Annotated in this window: 14 protein-coding genes; 2 read left to right on the top strand and 12 right to left on the bottom strand. The window is 66.8% G+C overall.

The genetic code is table 11. The features are described 5' to 3' along the window. Positions 1 to 5: 5 nt before the first annotated feature. A complete protein-coding gene (locus tag CKO23_RS26315; protein ID WP_274600189.1) occupies positions 6 to 1,754 on the top strand; it encodes an OmpA family protein in 1,749 nt (582 codons plus the stop codon). A gap of 418 nt (positions 1,755 to 2,172) precedes the next feature. Here the strand turns inward: CKO23_RS26315 and CKO23_RS25275 are convergent, their stop codons facing one another. From CKO23_RS25275 to CKO23_RS04360, 10 genes are all read right to left on the bottom strand, one after another. Further along, on the bottom strand, positions 2,173 to 2,538 hold the full coding sequence (locus CKO23_RS25275) for an HVO_A0114 family putative DNA-binding protein (protein WP_207168423.1): 366 nt from the start codon (positions 2,536 to 2,538) through the stop codon (positions 2,173 to 2,175). Continuing rightward, positions 2,520 to 2,837, bottom strand: coding sequence for a toxin-antitoxin system TumE family protein (locus tag CKO23_RS04400; RefSeq protein ID WP_242482203.1), 318 nt, complete (start codon positions 2,835 to 2,837; stop codon positions 2,520 to 2,522). Before CKO23_RS04400 ends, CKO23_RS25275 begins: the two co-directional genes overlap by 19 nt. A gap of 130 nt (positions 2,838 to 2,967) precedes the next feature. After that, positions 2,968 to 4,392, bottom strand: coding sequence for an FtsW/RodA/SpoVE family cell cycle protein (locus tag CKO23_RS04395; RefSeq protein ID WP_200328542.1), 1,425 nt, complete (start codon positions 4,390 to 4,392; stop codon positions 2,968 to 2,970). Positions 4,393 to 4,416: 24 nt separating this feature from the next. Then, positions 4,417 to 5,997, bottom strand: a complete 1,581-nt coding sequence (locus CKO23_RS04390; RefSeq protein WP_200328541.1) for a peptidoglycan D,D-transpeptidase FtsI family protein — start codon at positions 5,995 to 5,997, stop codon at positions 4,417 to 4,419. Beyond that, a complete protein-coding gene (menC, locus tag CKO23_RS04385) occupies positions 5,994 to 7,043 on the bottom strand; it encodes an o-succinylbenzoate synthase (protein WP_200328540.1) in 1,050 nt (349 codons plus the stop codon). Before menC ends, CKO23_RS04390 begins: the two co-directional genes overlap by 4 nt. A gap of 5 nt (positions 7,044 to 7,048) precedes the next feature. Next, positions 7,049 to 7,969, bottom strand: a complete 921-nt coding sequence (gene menA, locus CKO23_RS04380) for a 1,4-dihydroxy-2-naphthoate octaprenyltransferase (RefSeq protein WP_200328539.1) — start codon at positions 7,967 to 7,969, stop codon at positions 7,049 to 7,051. A 394-nt stretch (positions 7,970 to 8,363) separates the two neighbouring features. After that, positions 8,364 to 9,230 carry a 1,4-dihydroxy-2-naphthoyl-CoA synthase gene (menB, locus tag CKO23_RS04375; protein ID WP_200328538.1) on the bottom strand — a complete coding sequence of 289 codons (867 nt, stop codon included), beginning with the start codon at positions 9,228 to 9,230 and terminating at the stop codon, positions 8,364 to 8,366. A gap of 438 nt (positions 9,231 to 9,668) precedes the next feature. Further along, a complete protein-coding gene (menD, locus tag CKO23_RS04370) occupies positions 9,669 to 11,456 on the bottom strand; it encodes a 2-succinyl-5-enolpyruvyl-6-hydroxy-3-cyclohexene-1-carboxylic-acid synthase (RefSeq protein WP_200328537.1) in 1,788 nt (595 codons plus the stop codon). Positions 11,457 to 11,463: 7 nt separating this feature from the next. Further along, on the bottom strand, positions 11,464 to 12,852 hold the full coding sequence (locus tag CKO23_RS04365) for an isochorismate synthase (protein ID WP_200328536.1): 1,389 nt from the start codon (positions 12,850 to 12,852) through the stop codon (positions 11,464 to 11,466). Between the two features lie 102 nt (positions 12,853 to 12,954). After that, positions 12,955 to 13,869, bottom strand: coding sequence for an alpha/beta fold hydrolase (locus tag CKO23_RS04360; protein ID WP_200328535.1), 915 nt, complete (start codon positions 13,867 to 13,869; stop codon positions 12,955 to 12,957). Positions 13,870 to 14,374: 505 nt separating this feature from the next. Here CKO23_RS04360 and CKO23_RS04355 point away from each other — a divergent pair. After that, positions 14,375 to 15,157, top strand: coding sequence for a dienelactone hydrolase family protein (locus tag CKO23_RS04355; RefSeq protein WP_242482202.1), 783 nt, complete (start codon positions 14,375 to 14,377; stop codon positions 15,155 to 15,157). A gap of 56 nt (positions 15,158 to 15,213) precedes the next feature. On the opposite strand, the gene CKO23_RS04350 is transcribed toward CKO23_RS04355, so the two are convergent. Together CKO23_RS04350 and CKO23_RS26310 are read right to left on the bottom strand one after the other, a co-directional pair. Beyond that, on the bottom strand, positions 15,214 to 15,852 hold the full coding sequence (locus CKO23_RS04350) for an EF-hand domain-containing protein (protein ID WP_200328533.1): 639 nt from the start codon (positions 15,850 to 15,852) through the stop codon (positions 15,214 to 15,216). A 185-nt stretch (positions 15,853 to 16,037) separates the two neighbouring features. Then, the gene (locus CKO23_RS26310) at positions 16,038 to 18,863 is read right to left on the bottom strand and encodes a methyl-accepting chemotaxis protein (protein ID WP_200328532.1); all 2,826 of its coding nucleotides are present in this window, start codon (positions 18,861 to 18,863) and stop codon (positions 16,038 to 16,040) included. Positions 18,864 to 18,928: the final 65 nt, after the last annotated feature.

The raw sequence follows: 18,928 nt of genomic DNA, 5'->3' as shown, positions 1-18,928 counted from the left end.
CCATGATGTCCGACTCCAGTGCCTCGTTCTGGAAATCCCTCGCCATCTTCCTGTTCTTCTTGCTGCTAGGCGTCTATGTGCTCTACGAATGGTATGACGATGGGCTCTACGCCCAGCTTGCCGAGAAGGATGCCCTGATCGATCAGACGAAGAAGCAAATGGCGGATGCGGAGTCGAAACGGTTGGCATCCGAGGAGGGCCAGGCGGCGATTCGCGCGGAGATCGACCGGCTCAAACAGGAATACGATGACGAGAAACAGCGCCTGCGGGACGCGATCGCGGCAGGCACGCACACCAAGGCGGACCTCGAGCAGGCCGTGGCTACGCTCAAGGAGGCGCATGCCGCCGAAATGGCGACGGCGCAGCAGCACACGGGCGATGTGGCTGTGGAGCGCGACCAGCTTGCGGCGCGCCTGGCGGACGTCGAAACGCGCTATGCCGACGCACAGACTCAGGCCGCCACGCTCCAGGCCGATCTCAGTCAGATCAAACAGGCCATCGCCGACACCGAGGCCGAGCATCAGGCCAAGATCGCCGCCTTGGAGCAGCACTTGAACGAGCGCGTCGAGCTGGCGCGCACCACGCCGATGGACGAGAACCTGCTGCGCACCGCGCAGGAGGTGGGGATCTTGCCCGTCGTCCAGGCGTTCGAGCAAGAGTGTAAGACCGCCGGGAACGCCTTGTCCGAGTCCAAGGCGGAGCTGGAGGCCATGCAGGCCAAGTATGCGAGCGCGCAACAGCAGCTCGCCGAGTCCCAGAACCAACTCGCCGGCTTGCAGGCCGAGCTGGCGGCCAGTCAGAGCGCAGCGGCGTCGGCAGCGACCGAACCCAAGGATGACGGCGCTCAAAACGCCGCCGTCGAAGAGGTCTCCACGCTGAGGGATAGGCTCGCCGCGGAAGCCAAGGTGCGCGACGCGCTCCAGCGCCAGCACGAGGCCGCGCTCACGGCGCTCAACGAGACGCTGGAACAGACCAAGTCGCAGCTCCAGTCCGTCAAGGAGACGCTCGCGCAGTCGCAGTCCTCGACCCAGTCCGCGGAGCAGGAGGTCGGCGCTCGGCTCCAGGCTGCTCAGGCCCGCGTGCAGACACTCGAGGCCAATGTCGAAGAGACGCGTGCGCAGGCCACCGGGGTCCAGGCCAGACTCGGGCAGGAGGTCGCCGCGCTCAAGACCCAGCTTGCGAGCCTCCAATCCCAGCCCGCGCCAGTGTCCGACGAGCCTGCCGAGGGCCAAGTCACAGACGCCGCGAACTCCGCGGAGGCCCAGGCGCGCATCGCCGCGCTCGAGAGCCAGCTGAAGGCGGCGCGCGAGGATGTTGATGCGGCGCAAGCGGCCAAGGCCGAGCTTGCGCGACTGCATGCCCTCAATGCCGACTTCGCCAAGCTCAATGGCACCTACACCGACCACGGCATGCTGCTGCGGCTAGCCGAGACCGAACTGCGCTTTCCGCCCGGCAAGGCCAGCTTGCCGGCGGGTGAGCTGGCAAGCCTCGACCGGATCGCGACGCTCCTGAGCAACCATCCGGATCTCTCCGTGCGGATTGAAGGGCACACCGACAGCCTCGGTGGTGACGCCCTCAATCTCAAACTCTCCGAAGCGCGTGCCCAGGCGGTTCAGCAGGCCCTGGCCGCGCGCGGTGTCGATGCGGGCCGCTTGAAGGCCGAGGGCATCGGCTCCGCCCGCCCCATCGCCGACAACGCGACCGCGGATGGTCGCGGCAAGAACCGGCGTGTCGAGGTGTACATCGTCGACTGAAGCGAGCCAGATGGCGCGCGCCTCGCGAGCGTATCTGATCCGGCGACTGGCGAGGGGTGCGATGAATGAAATCCGCGCCCTACGCGGGGGGCGGCAGTGTCCACGCGGTTGCGTTGCGCGCCATCTTGATCCAAGGCTGCCGTGAATAGGTCGCTGCTGTCGAGGTGGATCGTCGCGCGGCTCGCGTTGGCGCTGGCGATCCGATATCGACATGGGCGGTGCTGTCGTCCGCGTGTGAAGTGTCCCATGAGCGCAAAGTCGCCGCCTTCGCGCCAATGACGGTTGTTGATCAACAGCCGTCACTCATCGACGTTCAAGCGCGGAGTGCGCTTGGAGTCTGTGCATGATCGCCAGGGTCTTCTCGATGATTCGTCAAGTGACATCGGCGGCACCCGATTGCCCGAGCGGGGGATGAGCCTCATGCGGCGCTCGCCGCGCGGTGAAAATGCATGTCGACATGAATATTGCCATAGGGGCAAATGACACCTCCTCGGTCCGTACGCTCCACGAGTCCCAGCTCAGTCAGTCGCTCAACATCCTCATGGACGCGTTTGACATCGCGCTCTGCCCTCCTTGCCAATTCGCGCACTCCTAGCTCGCCAGCCCCCATGAGCATTTCAACCAGTGCCCAGCGCCGTGCGGTCAAGTGTCCAAAGAAGGCTCCAGGTGTCTCAAAATTCAACCGTTCCCCTTGATATCGCTCAGCCCCAGCGCTGCTGGCCGCTGCTCTGAGGGCGCGACGCCAATCTGGGTCCATAGTGATGGTCAGTGTGCGTTCCGCCATCGTTCCACCTCCCGAATGAAGTCCTCGATCAGTTGATCAACCTCGGTGAAGACGTAGGGTCGTTCAGACATGTCGATGTGGCAGTGATCGCCTTTACCACGTGCGTTGTCGAAGCCGATGATCCGCTTACCCGCCACGACGAACACCATCCGGTACTTGTAGAGATGGGTGCTTGGCGGAATCGGCTCAGGAACACGCCAGATCACAAATTCGATCAACCCTCCCTCGGGCGTGACGTCTCTGACCCCTGTAATAAGCCTCGCCTTCATGTTGGCAAAAATGACAACATGGATGGCCATTGTCAATCTTCCGCAGCAGAGGCAGCCGATTCGCGGGCGCGTAGCGAGAATCTCATCTGGAGAGTCCCACGCCCGCGCCCCGCAAGATCGCTAGGGCCGCTTGAGCACTGTGACCTGCCTGCGAGACCCCTCAGTGGTCGTCCGTCTTCCGCGCGCGGCTCTTCTTGCCGGCCGCGCGCGGTTGCTTCACGGGCGCGCGCTTCGAGCCTGTCGACTTGCTCGCCCGCGAGCCTCTGCGCTGCGTCCTGGCTGGACCCTCGGAGATCGCCAGGATCAGACCCAGGCTGATGAAGCCGGTGATGAGGCTGCTGCCGCCATGGCTGATGAAGGGCAGCGTGATGCCGGTCAGGGGGATGAGCTTGGTGACACCGCCCAGGTTCAGGAAGGTCTGGGTCGCGAGCACTGAGATCAGCCCGATACAAAGGAGCCGGCCGAAGCCCGAGCGCGTCTGATCGGCGATACCCAGCCCGCGACTGAAGAAGATCAAGAAGAAGAGCACCAGCAGGGTGCAGCCGACGAAGCCGAGCTCCTCGCCGATCACGGAGTAGATGAAGTCGGACTGCGCAATCGGCGTGTACTCCGGATTGCCCGCGCCGAAACCCTCGCCCCAGAGTCCGCCCGAGTACATGCCGGAGAGTCCCTGGAGGATCTGCCAGCTGTTGCCGGTCGGATCATCGAAGGGCGCGAGCCAGGCCTGGATGCGGCGCTGTCCGTGCGAGAAGATGCCGAGCACCAGATACCCCGCCACTGTCGCGGCCAGGCCGCCAAGCACCAGGTAGCCGAGCCGCCCCGTCCCGACGAAGAGCATGACCAGCAGCGTGACGCTGAGGATGACGAACATCCCCAGATCGCGCTGCAGCAGGAGCATCCCGGCGAGCAGGCCCCAGAAGGCCAGGAGCGGCAGCAGTGTGAGCACTGGCGGACGCGGAAAGCCCTTGCCCCAGTTGGCGAGCGGCTTGGCGTGGCGGTCGATGAAGCTCGCCAGGAAGAGCACGACCGTGACCTTGAGCAGCTCGGTCGGGGTGATGAGTCCGACCCCATAGACCCCGCCACGGTAGCGCTGCCCGAGCGCGAGCAGGGCCGCCACCAGGAGCAGCGAGAGCGCCGCCCAGACCCAGAGTCCGGCGGTGAGGCGCTCGTAGCGCCCGCGCACCAGGGCGATACAGACTGCGAGCATCACCGCGATGCCGCCGGGGAAGAGGTAGAGTCCGGGGTTGGTCGGGTCGGAGAAGTCCAGGGTTCCCATGCGGTATTGGGCGAGCAGCCCGAAGCCGGCCAGGAATGCCAGGCTGCTCAGCAGGATCTGGTCGCCATGGAAGCGGGCGGCGACCAGCGTCAGGTGCATGACCGCGAGGCAGCCGCCGTAGATGCCGAAGGGCAGAAGGTCCAGCGGACTGACGGGGCGTCCGCCGGCATAGCCCGAGCCGAGCACCATCATGAATCCCAGGCCAATGGTGAGGGCGCAGAGTAGCAGGAGATGCCGTTCCGGCCAGCGCAGCGCCCAGGTGTCGCCCAGGGTCGATGGACGGCTCGGTGGTTTAGGTGTCGCGTTCATGGCGGGCGGGGCGTCGACGTTCGGTCAGTGGATGAGCCCGATCTCTTGGGCGCGGATCAGCAGGTCGTGCGCGATGGGTGCGGCGACGGCGGAGCCGTAGCCCCCTTGCTCGACCAGCACCGCCACGGCGAGCATCGGCCGATCCGCCGGGGCGAAGCCGACGAACCAGCTATGCGGATCGCCATGCGCGTTTTGCGCCGTGCCGGTCTTGCCGGCGATGGTCAGCCTGGGGTCATTGATGCTGCGTGCCGTGCCCTCCGTCACCACGCGGCGCATCATGGCCGCCAGCTGATCGGCGGTCGCGGTGGACATGAATCGCCCGAGCGGCTCGCTGGGGGATGCTTCCGTGAGCCTCGGCCGCATGGCGACGCCGCGATTCGCGACCGAGGCCGCGAGCATGGCCATATAGGCGGGCGTGACCAAGAGTCGCCCCTGGCCGATGGAGAGCTGCGCCAGGCCGTAATTGTCCGAATCGGGGAGGGGGGGCAGCTCGCCCGTGCGCAGGCTGAAGTTCCCATAGGGACTCTCATGCAGGACGATGGAGCGGTTTAGCAGCATCTTGTCCGCCATGGCGTAGAAGGCGTCGTGGCCCTCCAGGACGCCGAGCTGGGCGAAGAAGACATTGGACGATTTGGCGAACGCCTTGCTGAGGTCGATGCGGCCATAGCCGCGCCAGACCTCGCCGTGTTCGCGGGCAGTGTAATACTCGTGGTCACGGATCCTGCGATAGCCGGCGCGTGTGGTGAAGCCGTTTGCCGGGCAGTCCAGCGTTCCCTCGAAGCCGCGCTCGATCGCCAGGCTGGCGACGGCGATCTTGAAGGTCGAGCCTGGCGGGTAGAGCCCCTGGGTTGCTCGGTTGAGCAATGGGGCGCTCGCGTTCGGATTCAGGAAGAGTCCGGAGTCGACGGTGTTGGGGTCGTAGGAGGGGAGGCTCGCCAGGACCCGGACCGCGCCGTCCCGGGGGCTCAGGAGCACCACGGCGCCACGGTGCCCGCCAAGGCGCTCGGCGGCCAGGCGCTGCAGATCCGCATCCAGCGTCAGCACCAGATCCTTCCCCTTGGGGCGCTTGTCCCGCGCCACGATCTGGCGCCCCAGCTCGCGCCAGTCGTTGAGGCTGGTCGGCTCGCCGCCGTTCAGGTGCGCGCTGGCCACCGCCTCCATGCCGGTGGCGCCGAATCTCGGCTGGCTGTAGCCGACCACGGGCGCGAAGAGGGGGCCATCCGGATAGACCCGCTCGGCTCGGCCCTGCTCCTCTCGCGTATAGGCCAGCACCACGCCCTTGCGGTCCAGGATCCGACCGCGCTGGATCCAGTGCGCCGGATTGAAGGTGCGTCGGTCGTGCAGCTGCATAAAGCTGATGAACTCCGGGCGGTAGACACCGGTGAGCTGCCAGGTCGCCTGATAGATCAAGAGCCCGCCGAAGAGCAGGCAGAGCAGGATGAAGGGGATTCGGAAGGCCCCTTTGGGTTTTGGTAGATGCCGCAGCTGCGCGAATTCCCGCAGCGCCACCAGCTCCTTGAGAAGGAAGAAGATCGCCAGGAAGAAGGCGACATGGAGGACCAGTCGCACGGCGGACCAGAGACTGGGGTCGAGCGGAAGCGTCATGCGTTGGGGATAAAGCCCGATCCGGCCGTCAATGGAAGGTGAATGAAGCCGTCTCGCGGCGTCGGCGCCATGCCGAGGTCCTGCGCCAGCCAATCGGAGGTGGCGAGTCCGTGCGGGACAGAGCTGCCCGTCGCGGCGGCGAGCTGTGCCGTCGGCCAGAGTCCGGCGGCCGTTTCGACCAGGCTGGTCACCACCACCTCGAGACCCGCGGCCATGGCGGTGCGCGCCAGGTCCAGGGTTCGCCCGAGCCCGCCGATGGCGGCGGGCTTGAGCACCAGACGGCGCACGCCAAGGCTTGCGGGATCCGTGTCGGGCGGCAAGGCGCGCAAGGATTCGTCCCGCGCCAGGGGGAAGGGGACGCCGGACTGAAGCCTGGCGAGTCGGACCGACGTCGGGTCGCGCAGCGGCTCTTCCAGCGACTCGATCGGGAGCCTGGCGAGCGCGCCGAGCATACGCTCGGCGTCCTTGAGATCCCAGGCGCCGTTGGCATCCAGCCGCAAGCCCATGTCGGGCGGGACATGGGGCGTGAGGCCCTCCAGCCGTGTCAGCTCGGTCCGCGGCGCCTCCTGTCCGACCTTGATCTTCAGCACGCGGAAGCCCCGCTCGTAGTGCAGCGCGATTGCGGCCGGGGTGAGCGAGGAGAGCGTGCCCGCCATGACGTTGACGGGCACGCGATCCTTGGCGTCGGCGCGGAGAAGATGTCTGAGCGAGGTGCGGGCGCCTTGGCTGATCAGGTCCAGCAGGGCGCACTCCAAGGCGAAGCGCGCGGCTGGTGCCGAACTCAGCGCGGCGCCGACCTGTTCCAGCAGCGTTTCGGGCTTCGCGCCCCTCAATGACGACGCCTGGATGTCGGCCAGTGCTTGTGTTGCCTGCTCCAGGTCCTCCGTGCCGGCCGCCGGGAGGGGGGCGCAGTCGCCGAATCCGCGCAGACCATCCGCCCAGACTTGCAGCACCAGTCCGCGGCGTCGCTCGAATCCGCCTCGGGCGCTTTCCCAGGGACGCCGCAGCGGCAGATCATAGGGATGGATGAGGAGTCGATCGATCACCAGCGTCAGCGGATGACGAATCCAAGCAGCATGAGGGCGACCAGCAGGGCCTGATATTGAGCCGTTCTCGCCAGCTGCGTGTTGAGCTCCGCGGCGCGCGCGCCGCGCAACAGCCGCAGGCTCAGGACGGCGGCGACTGGCAAGGCGGCCAGCAGCGTCCAGGTCACGCCAGGCAGGCCGCTGAACATGAGCATGGCGACGGGGGCGATCAGCAGCAGCACATAGAGGTATCTGGCGCGCGGCCGGCCGAGGTAGTAACAGAGCGTTCTGCGCCCGGCGGCGGTGTCCGTCTCCAGATCCCGATAATTGTTGATCAGGAGCACGGCGGCCGCCGGCAAGCCCAGCGCGATGCCGGTCAGCAGCGGCGTCCAACCAAAGCTGAGCGTTTGCAGATAGTAGGTTCCGCCGACGGCCGCCATGCCGAAGAAGAGCAGGACATAGAGCTCGCCGAAGGGTCCGTAGGCGATGGGTCGTGGACCGCTGGTGTAGGCGTAGCCCGCCGCGAGCGAGGCCAGGCCGATCGACAGAATGGGCAGGCCGCCACGCGCCAAGAGTGCCAGGCCGATCAGGAAGGCGAGGGCGAACATGAGGTGCGCGGCGAGCTTGACCTGACCCGCCGAGAGCCAGCCCTGCGCCGTTGCGCGCGGGGGTCCTACCCGATCCTCCGTGTCCGTGCCGCGCTCGAAGTCCGCGGCATCGTTGTGGAGATTGGTCCCGATCTGGATGGCGACCGCGGCGACCAGGGTGCAGAGCGCGACCCAAGGTGCCAGGGATCCGGTCTCCGCGATCGCGAGCCCGATGCCGGCGATCACTGGGGCCAGCGTCAAGGGCAGGGTCTTGGGGCGTGCCGCCGCGACCCAGCGCGCGAGCAGCGGCGGGGTCTCTGGGGTGGGGTCGGGCATCGTGATCTGTTGTGCTTCGGTCATTCCGGGATTCGGGTTTCAGTTGTCAGGGCGGTAGGATGGGCAAAGTCCGCGCTCGGGGCTTGAGCTTGACCTCGGCGCTGGACGGACGTGCCCATCCTGCAAGGTATTGCGCTGGGATGATGGGCACGCCCGTCGATCCTCGGGGCTCCGGGCGAAGCGCATCGCGCGGGCTTTGCCCATCCTACGCGATCGGTGCCGTTGGTCTGTCGTTTCCCGGAAATCACCGAATTCAGTCTGCTCGTGCTGGCGCGGCCGCAATGGCAATCCAGCACCGCCGCCAGCGGATGGGCGCTGTTTCGCTTGTGTAGGTCGCCGGAGCCACTAGACTCCAACTGCCAACTGCCAACTGCCAACTGCCAACTGCCAACTGCCAACTGCCAACTGCCAACTGAACTCAAGGCCGCCGGGGGAATTGGTGGAAGTCCGGCTCGCGCTTTTCGAGGAAGGCGTTTCGGCCCTCCTGCCCCTCTGTCGTGGTGTAGAAGAGGGCCGTGGCGTTGCCGGCCAGCTCTTGGATGCCCGCGAGTCCGTCCGTATCCGCGTTGAAGGCGGATTTGAGCACGCGCAACGCCGTTGGCGAGAGGCGGTTCATCTGGCGGCACCAGTCGACGGTGACCGTCTCCAGCTCGGAGAGCGGAACGACGGTGTTCACCAGGCCCATGTCCAGTGCCTCCTGCGCGTCGTACTGGCGGCAGAGGAACCAGATCTCCTTGGCCTTCTTGAGGCCGACGGTACGTGCCATGAGGCCGGCGCCAAAGCCGCCGTCGAAGCTCCCGACCTTGGGGCCGGTCTGTCCGAAGCGGGCATTGTCGGCGGCGATGGTCAGGTCGCAGATGAGATGCAGCACATGGCCCCCGCCGATGGCGTAGCCGGCGACCATGGCGACCACGGGCTTGGGCAGGGTGCGGATCTGGCGCTGCAGCTCCAGCACGTTCAGGTGCTCGATGCCGGACTCGTCCTTGTAGCCCTCATGGCCTCGGATCCGCTGGTCTCCACCCGAGCAAAAGGCTAGGTCGCCCGCGCCGGTGAGGATGATGACCCCGATCTCGGAGTCCATGTGCGCCCGATGGAAGGCATCGATCAGCTCGCGCACCGTCTGCGGGCGAAAGGCGTTGCGCACCTCGGGCCGGTTGATGGTGATCTTCGCGATGTGCTCGGCGTGCTGGTAGAGGATGTCCGTATAGGCGCAATCCGCCGGCGTTTCCCAGTGGATGGGGTCGGCTCCGGTCTCGGAGAGGCGCGGCTTGGGGTCTGCTTGCACGTGTGAACCTCGTTCTGAAAAGGTGCCCTGAGGCTCCGGTGCCCTCGGTCGTCCGCTGGGCGACTGTGGCGAAGAATCTCCGCTCGACGTCAGCGGATCCTCGCCAGGAAAGCGGCGGGCGGCATCATGGGGCTAGGATGCCTGTGCGTCGAGTGCGGTGCGCTTGAGCCGATCAGCTCGGCTTGGGTCGTGTCGGCGCGTGCCAGAAACATGGTGTCGTTGGGCTCGATGGTGTCGTTGGGCTCGGGGCAGGCGGTGAGGAGGTAGGCGACTTCAACGAGGTGCGCGTGTGATCGAGAGCCAGACAGCAAGCGTTCAGGTGGCGATCGCGGCGAGACACCCCCGGCTCGGTGATTGGCCCATTTTAGTCAGTTGGACTAGTCGCGCAAGGGTCCCGAGGTCGTCCGGGCGCGGCGAGTCGTGCCGCGGTCTTGCGGCTCAAGCGACGCCAAACTCGGCGTCTCTCAGCGCGGCCCAGAACCCTTGGTGCAACTGGCGGCTGAGGTCGGCGTCGACATGCACCTCAATGACCTGTCCCCTTGGGTGCGTTCGACGCGCCTCCAAGGCGGCGCGCATGGCCTCTCGGAAGTCCGCGCCATTGGAGACCGAGCGATGCGCCAACCCGAACGGCTCGATCAGTCGGCGCAGGTCGACATCGACCGGGGTGCGCCAGAGTGCCTCGAAACCGGGTAGCCCATGCTGCGGCAGGTAGTCAAAGATGCGCCCCCCGCCGTTGTTGATGACGATGCAGGGTCTGGGCAGGTGCCGCATGAGCTGCAGTCCGCTCAGGTCGTGCAGGAAGGAGAGATCGCCGAGCAGCCCCGTGGTGGGCACGCCGCCCGCGTTCAGTCCGGCGAGTGTCGAGGTCTGCCCGTCGATGCCGCTTGCGCCGCGATTGCCGAAGACCGCGAGGCGCGATTCCCGGCTTCCCGACCAGGTGTCCAGCTGCCGGATCGGCATCGAGTTGGCGCAGAGCAGGCCCTCGCCCCCGGGCAGCAACGCCAATAGGTCCGTGATCACATGGGCCTCGCACCATGGGGCCTGCTCCATGTAGCGAGTCGCGAACTGGTCGACGTGCGCCTCGACTCTCGTCCATCGGCGCATCCAGTCGGCTGCGGCGGATCCGCTCTGAGGTGCCGCCCGATCCGCCCACGCCAGCCAGCGGCAGACGGTGGCTGGCTCGGCCGGGATTCGCCAGCTGACGTCGTGATTCGGATCGCTCCAGCGTTCGCCCGCGTCGATCAGCACGGTCGGGATGCCTGCAAGCCAGCTCATCAGGGTCTTTGAGACCGGCGCCCGTCCGAAGCGCAGGACCCAGTCCGGCCGCACTGCCGCCGCGGCCCCAGGGTTGCGCAGGAAGCTGTCGTAGCGGGTGATGCGATGCGGGCCAGCCGGCCCGGAGCGCAGACCGCTCAGGGGATCGCACAGGACCGGAAGGTCGCGCCGCGCGGCGCATGCCCACAGGTCTGCGGCGGCATGCGCGGTCCAGGCGCCAGGCCCGCAGCAGATGATGCCTCGGCCGGACGCGAGGGGCGGTGTGTCCGCTGGAACGGCGCCAGTCGACCATGACCACTCCGGCCTGCGCGGCCGGCTTGCTGTGCCGTCTGATCGCTGGGTTTCCGGGGTCGTCGCGGAGCTGGGTTCGCCGCGGGCGAAGACAGCACAGTCTGGACCTGGCACCAAGGGCTCGCGGAAGGGCAGATTGAGATGCACCGGGCCTGGCGGCTGACCCAGGCTGTTCGCGGCGGCGCGCAGGCCGAGCGTGCGGATCATCTTCAGCCCTGCCGGGGTGTCTTCCGCCGGGCCGGGATCCCGGAACTCGCGGACGTAGCCAGCGAAGAGCCCTGTCTGGTCGATGGTCTGGTTCGCGCCCCAGCCGCGCAGCTCGGGCGGGCGATCCGCCGAGAGCAGGATCAGCGGGATCTCGGACTCTGATGCCTCGATGACGGCGGGAAGCCAATGCGCGGGCGCGCTGCCGGAGGTGCAGACGAGCCCCACGGGGCGATCGGAGGCCAGCGCGGCTCCGAGCGCGAAGAAGGCCGCGCTGCGCTCGTCCAGGACGATGGTCAGCTCCAGCGCGGGCAGCCGCTGCGCGGCGAGCACCAGCGGCGTCGAGCGCGAGCCGGGCGAGATCACGAGCTGGCGCATGCCGCCGCCGATCAGGCCCTCCATGAGCGCGAGCGCCCACCTCAGGTTGATGCAGCCCTGGTCTTGTTGGTCTGCCATCAGGGTATCAAGCGAACTGGAGGGCCGTCGACATGGCCGCGAGCTTGTGCTCGGTTTCCTGCCATTCGCTCAAGGGGTCCGATCCGGCGACGATGCCGGCGCCCGCATAGAGCTCGGCGACCCGGTCTTGGATGCGCGCGCAGCGCAGCAGCACCCAGAGTTCGCCGGTGAGGTCGGGCTCGACGATGCCGGCCGCGCCCGTGTACCAGCCGCGCTCGAAGGGCTCGTGCTCGCCGAGCCAGGTCTGTGCCGCGCGCCGTGGCTGACCATTGGTGGCCGGGGTCGGGTGAAGCCGCTCGGCCAGCTCGAAGACATCCACGCCGGGCTTCAGCTCGCCTCGCACGAGACTCCAGAGGTGCTGCGCGTTGTTGAGCTGCATGATCCGGGGGCCGTCCGGCGGTTCCAGGTGGCGGCAGCAATGGCTCAGGGCCTCGCTCACCGCCTCGGCCACGACGCGGTGCTCGCGCAGGTTCTTCTCGCAGATCTGGAGGTCCGCCGTGATCTGGGCATCGACCTCCGAATCCTCGGCCCGGCAGGCGGTTCCGGCGATGGCGTCCGCCTCGATGCGGTCGCGCTTCTGGGTGAAGAGCCGCTCGGGGGTGGCGGCAACGAAGCTGTTGGCGTGGCGGCGGATGTTCACCACCTCGCAGGACGGAAAGAGGTAGCTCAGGGCGGCATTGAGCCGGGTGAGATCAAAGCGTCTGTGCCCCCGCAGTCTGAGCCGGCGACAGACGACGACCTTCTCGAAGCGCTCCTCGTCGATCTCATCCAGGGCGGAGAGGACGAGTTCGCGCCACGCCTCGAGCCCTGGGGCACTGTCGCCGGGCTCCATGTGGGCGGGCGTCAGCGGGTCCAGCGCGGGGAGGTCCAGGAGCGGCACGACGCGGTCCAGCCATGTCTCCCAGTGCTTGAGCAGCCAATCCTGCTCGACCGCCGTGCGGCTCGTCAGGATCAGCGCCCCCTGGGAGCCTTGGGAGCAGAGTGCCAGCTCGGGGAGCCAGAACATGGCGTTCGGCAGATCTCCGCCGTCCGCCGTCTTGGCGGGCTGGGGAGAGGCGGCGAAGCCGAGCATGCCGAATCCGGTGAAGCCGGTCTCGTCCGGGTCGGATTGCTGCCAATCGGCGATGACTGCGCGGGCCGCGCCCCGCAGGATCTCGAGGCGCTGCGCGCCTTCGGCTTGCCATTCCCCGGCGACGCCATAGCCGGCACGCAGCTCGCCGCGGTGGTTGTTGGCGAAGTGGAAGCGCGGTCCAGGGATGTCCGGCGCGGCGAACAGACCATGTGGCAGCTCGAGGATCAAGGAGGCGTATCCCGTCTCAGACCCCAGCGGCAGCGTGCCGATGGTTTCACGCAGGCGGGCCTTGACCTGCTCGAGGACTTGGAGCGGTTGAAGCATGAGTGGCTGGCTCGGGCGGGGCTCAGGAGCGGCGGATCGCATGCGATGCAGCCATTGGCTGCGCATGCGACCCGCGACGGTCTCGATGGCGATCCGGCGATTCTATCCGAGGCTCTCCCAGAACCGGGTGATGGCGTTGGCCGTTTCGGCGGGCTTCTCCCACTGCGGCATGCCGCTGGTTGGCGCGATGCGCTCGGCGCGCCAGTTCGGGTGGCGGCCCAGGAAGTCGGGCAGCTCGTGGAAGTCGATATTCGGGTCCTTGTCGTAGAGCACGAGCACCGGCTGCGTCACCTTGTCGTAGAGCCGGTCGCCGGCATGCGCGGTGAACAGCTGGCCCGACAGGAAGTACAGTGGTGCGTTCTTGGCCCCAGGCTGGTGCGTGGTGGCGTAGGCATAGTCGATGAGTTCGACCGGCGGCTGGCCCTCGAACGCCTGGTTGTAGAAGAACTTGATGCTCGGACGGGTCGTCAGCAGACCGAAGAGTCCATCATTGAGGAAGGGAACGCTGAGGAACTTGTAGGCGCGCTCGGCGGCGGCGCCCGTCGGCATTTTCCTGACGTTGAAGCCCGTCGGCGAAATCAGCGCCAGCGAGGTGATCCGCTCTGGTTTTTCGACGGCGACGCGTGCCGAGAACTCGCAGCCGAGCGAGTAGGCAACCACATCAGCGGGCTCTTTGACGACGGCGTCGAGGAATTCCGCGATGGTGCCCGCGAACAGCTCCGGGCTATACCGCCGCTTGCTACGGTCGGAGTGTCCGAAGCCTGGGAGGTCGAGGGCGAACACGGGGCGCTGCGTCCGAAAGTGCTCGAACAGCGGCTTCATCTCACGGGCGCTGGGGGCCGCGTTGATGCTGTGGATCAGGACCAGGGGGCGCCCGGTGGCCGTGGTGTCGGCGTAGTAGTGGATGCGTCCACCCTGCACGGTGTCGAGGTCATGGCGTGTCGCATCGATGGCGCTGGGGAGTGAGCTGCGCGGATGGGTCGGCGAGCTTGCGGAGTGCGTGATTGCGGAGTCCATTTGCGAGATACCTCATGTGAGAGAAGGTCTGGCTGGTTGGTGTCCATACCCTGAAGCAGCCTTTGGATCTTGGGTGCCGCCGTTAGAGATGTCTTGAAGGCGGGGGGTTCCAGGCCGAGCCATCAATAAACCGGGGTCCGGATGTTGGAACCGCGAAGGCGCACAGCGGGCGAAGGATGTCTAACCGTTTCGACGGCAACGACCTTCACCCGCGAGGTGAGCCCGAAGTTGACGCGAAACAATCGCTGGTCTGTGCGGACTTTGCGGTTCAGCCGCGCTTTCTAGGATAAATGAACAGATCGCATTGGCCTTCAATAGATTGCATTGCTCAAGAGGTCGCGCGGACCACGCGAGCCTCAGAGGGCTTTGCGAATGACAATGTCATCTCATCGAGATGCTCTCCGATCAAAACGCTCCCCGATCACAATGGCGGCCAACCTGGATGAATCCAAAGCTATGTCAGTCTGGCTTGACGGTCGCTTGTCAAACGAAGTTTACAGCGGTCTTGGCGGCTTGTCTGTTGGTCTCGGGCTGTTTCGGCGGGGCGGAGCAGCGGCTGCAGCGTCCGATCTCGGCCGCATCGCCGCTCACTGCGCCTGGGGCGGCGGCTGTCGCGGTTCGGGTCCAGCATGGCACCGCGTCATCACCGACGGGGTGCACGCTGCACTATCGCCTCTACTCGACCGCCAGCGCGCGTCCAGGCGATCTCGTCGTGCTCGGCCATGGTTTCCTGCGCAGCCAGGCGCGGATGGCGGGTTTGGCGCGGGCCTTGGCCGTGGCCGGCGTGAGCACGGTGACGCTCGATTTCTGCACGGATCCGCTCTGGACGGGGCGTCACATCCGCAACGGTCTGGACATGATGCACTTGGCGGCTGCGCGGGGCGCGCGTCGGGTGGTTTACGTCGGCTTCTCGGCCGGTGGGTTGGCGGCCTTGGTCGCGGGGCGCAACGATCCGCGCGCCGTGGGTGTCGTCGCCTTGGATCTCGTCGATGCCGAGGACCTGGGTGTTCGGATGGCGGCGGGGCTCAAGCACCCGTTGATCGGGCTGGTCGGGGGGGGCTCCGCCTGTAACGCCTGGAACAACGGGTTGGCGGTCTACGCGGCGGGACGCGAGGCGACCGTCGAGCGCTTCCCCGGCGCCGATCACTGCGATTTCGAGTCGAACACCGACTGGCTCTGTCCCTTGGTGTGCGCGCGAGGGGCGCCTGCTTCCTGGGCCGTGCGCCGCGCCATCCTGAGCGCCGCCGTCACGGCCGTCACCGGCCTGCTGTCCAATCGGGACGGTTAGCGCGAGACCCCGAGCTGGGTCGCGCCGGACCGGAGGCTTGGGCCGGCACATGCGCCTCACAAACGCGGTTGCGAGTCCTCGCGCGTTGGAGCGGGGCGCGGGGCGGGGCGGGCATCCGCGCTCGATTTGGCGGCCTGCGGCTGGGGCTGGCGGCGCTCGGCCACGGCAAACTCCTGCCGGTCGATCAGCGCGTCTCCATTGAGATCCATCTGCCCGAAGGTTGGCTCATTCGGGAGATTGCTCGTCGGGTCGCCGCGCTGTGCGCGCTCGACCAGGCGCGCGGCACGCGCCCGATAGAGCTCGTTTTCGCTGATGCGCTCGTCCCCGTTCTCGTCGAAATCCGCAAAGCCGAGGCTGTCCTGCCCGGGAGGGCGATTGCCGCCAGGCACCATGCCCGGACCGCGGCGCTGGCGCGCCGGTGACGCATTGGCAACCTCATCCGCGCTCAGCTGACCGTCTCCATTGGTGTCCATGGCGCCGAAACTGTAGGTGCTGGCTTGGGTGCCGGCTCCGGCGCTTCTCGCCTGTACTCGATCGAACTCGTATTCCGACACGATGCCATTGCCATCCTGGTCCAAGGTGGCGAAGCGCATCGGGTCGTTCAGCGAAGGGCTGCCGTCCTGCGCAAATGCAGACAGGCTGCCCGCGGCGGCTGCGAGTGCGACCATCATCAGGGTGCGCGTCATTCCATCCATCGTTCAGATCTCCGATTCCGCTTGGCTGTCTCGATGCCGCGTCGAGGGCTCGTCTTGCCGGCAGAGGCGCCCCTGGGTGTCACGGCGGCGCGCCGCGAGGTGGCGCGTCGCCTCCGTTCGCCGACGCAGCATACCCGAAGGCGATGCGCCCCTCGGACGCGGGGCGTGCTTTTTGGGTTGGCGGTTTAGAACTCCTCCCACTCGTCCGCGTTTTCGGCCATGGCTGGGGTCGCACTCATCCGCTTCACGGCCGACCGGCCGGTCTTGGCGGCAAGCGCGGTGACCACCTTGCCCTTCTTGGGCGCCGCCGATACGGGCGCCCTCGGGTTGAACTGGGCCGGGGTCTGTGCGATGGCCGGGCGTTGGCTGGAGAGACTGAACACCGAGATGGCTTGAGACAGCACCCGCGTCTGATCCTCCAGGCTCTCCGCCGCCGCCGCCGCCTGCTCGACCAGTGCGGCATTCTGCTGCGTGACCTCGTCCATTTGCGCGACGGCCTGGGTGACCTGCTCGATGCCCGTGCTCTGCTCGCGCGAGGCGCCGGTGATCTCGTCGACCAGGCCGGTCACCTGGCGGAAGCTGTTCAAGATCTCCTCCATGGTGTCCCCCGCCTGACCGGCGATCTGGGCACCATCCTCCACCTTGCTGACCGAGTCCGTGATCAGCTCCTTGATCTCCTTGGCGGCCTGAGCGCTGCGCTGCGCCAGGCTGCGCACTTCGGCCGCGACGACCGCGAAGCCGCGTCCCTGCTCGCCGGCCCGGGCGGCCTCGACGGCGGCGTTGAGTGCGAGGATGTTGGTCTGGAAGGCGATGCCGTCGATGACGCTGATGATGTCGGCGATCCGCCGGCTGGACTCCTGGATGGAGCCCATGGTCGCCACGACACGCTGCACCATCTCGCCACCGCGGGTGGCGACGGCATTGACATCCTGCGCGAGCTGGTTGGCCTGGTCGGCGTTTTGGGCGTTCTGCTTGACCGTGGCGTTGAGCTGCTCCATGGAGCTGGCGGTCTCCTCCAGGCTCGCCGCCTGCTCCTCGGTCCGGCCGGAGAGGTCCGAGTTGCCGGAAGAGATCTCGCCCGCGGCGGTGCTGATGGCGTCCGAGACTTCGATGATCTGGCCGACCACCTCGCGCAGCCGGGCGACCGTGGTGTTGGTGTCGTCTTTCACCTGGCCAAAGGTGCCCTCGTAATCGGCCTCGATGGTCCGGTTGAGGTCTCCGGAGGCGATGGCGTTCAGCACGCCAGCCACGTCGGCCAGCCCGTTCGCGACGATGGTCATCAGCCGGTTCAGGCCATCTCCGAGCTGCAGGAAGAAGCCATCCTTGCCCTGGGTCTGGATCCGTTGCGTGAAGTCGCCGCTCGCCGCGGCCTGGATGAGGTTGGCGATCTCCTGCTCGGTCGTGACCTCGCTAGTGCGGTCCAGCCATTGGGTGACGCGCCCCCGGTAGCTGCCGTCCGCGTCGCGCACCGGACTGGCGGTCAGGCGCAGGTTGCGATCGGCCAGCCGCATGTCGAAGCTGCGGGTCTCAACCAAGTCCGCGCGATAGACCGTGGCCACCTCCTGATCCTCGAAACAATCCGCCAGTGTGGAGCCAATCATCGTGTCGACGTCGAAGGCCGGTTTCCTGCGCTTGATGCTCTCGGACATCCCGGACCAGAGCTGGCGTGCCGCTGCGTTGATGTAGACCAGTTTGTTGCGGTCATCCGAAAGCGTGACCGGCAGGGTCACGTTGTCGAGACCCGTGCGGATGCGCAGGTTCTCGCGGGCGATGCGGTTGGTGTCCTGGATCTCGAAGTCGAGGCGCGCCTGGACGGACTTGACGGCCAGCGTCATCTCGCCGAGTTCGTCCTTGTTGGTGACCTCGATGCGCTGGCTGTAGTCGCTGTTGGAGATGGCCTCGAGGTGGCCGCGAATCACCTGTAGCGGGCGAGCGATCTTGCGTACCAGCCAGACGCCGAGGAGGGCCGCCGTGAGGAGCGCGAAGATCGAGAACCCGATCGCTTGCTGCTTGGCGAGGTTCGCCGCGGCGATGGATGCCTGCCGCTCTTCCTGCGAGGTCGCCTTGACCGCTTTCATCGCGTCCATGATGAGCGTCTTGTAGGAGCGCCAAACGACGTTCTCCTCTTCGTTGTAGAGGCGCTTGGCACCGGCAAGGTCGCCCGTGTCGATCCGGTCCAGGACACGCGCCTGGATGTCGGCGTGCTGCTGGCGCTGGGTGGCGATGTCGTCCAAGAGCCGGATCGCCTCGGCGTCTCCGGCGGACATCTGCCGCACCGTCGCGAGCTCCTTGGCGAACTTGGCGTTGGCCTTCGCGAGGTTGTCGCGTGCCTGTTTGTCCGCCGGCTCGATCAGGATGTAGCGCATGGCGGCAACCATCTGCAGCCCATCGCCGTAGAGGTCGTTGTAGGCCTGCTCCAGGACCTGGGTCTCGTCCGTGATCTTCTGCAGATGTCCCGCGGTGCGCTCCACGCCCATGAGGGAGATGGCGAGGGCCACGGCAAAGAGGAGGGTGATCACCAAGAGTCCGCCCGGCAGCGCTCGGGTGATGTGGATGTCGTCGATGCGCGAGCGGATGCGCGCCATGAGTGGCTGCGCCGCCTGCCCCGCACGCAGTCTGACGTAAGTCGCCTCGGCCTTGGCGATCTGCTCGCGGCTCGGCTTGCGGCGGACCGAGATATAGCCGATCGTCTGTGCCTGCTCGCGCAGCGGCGAGACGTTGGCCTCGACCCAGTAGAAATCTCCGTTCTTGCAGCGGTTCTTGACCAGGCCCGTCCAGGGCTTGCCGGCCTGGATGGTGTCCCACATGTCCTTGAAGGCCGCCGCCGGCATGTCCGGATGGCGGATGATGTTCTGCGGCGCCCCCATCAGCTCTTGCTCGGTGAAACCGCTGATATCGACGAAATCATGATTGAAGTCCGTGATGCGCCCCTTGAGGTCGGTCCTCGAGACGATCAGCTGATCGTCGCGCATGACATGCTCGTTATCGGTGACCGGCAGATTCGTTCTCATGGTCGATACCTTAGTCCGCTGTGAATCCTTGAAAGGGTTGACGATGGCGGGTTCACGGAGGTCGT

The organism is Thiocystis violacea, from assembly GCF_016583565.1.
Lineage (GTDB): Bacteria > Pseudomonadota > Gammaproteobacteria > Chromatiales > Chromatiaceae > Thiorhodococcus > Thiorhodococcus violaceus_A.
This window is presented reverse-complemented; position numbering and strand designations above follow the sequence as displayed.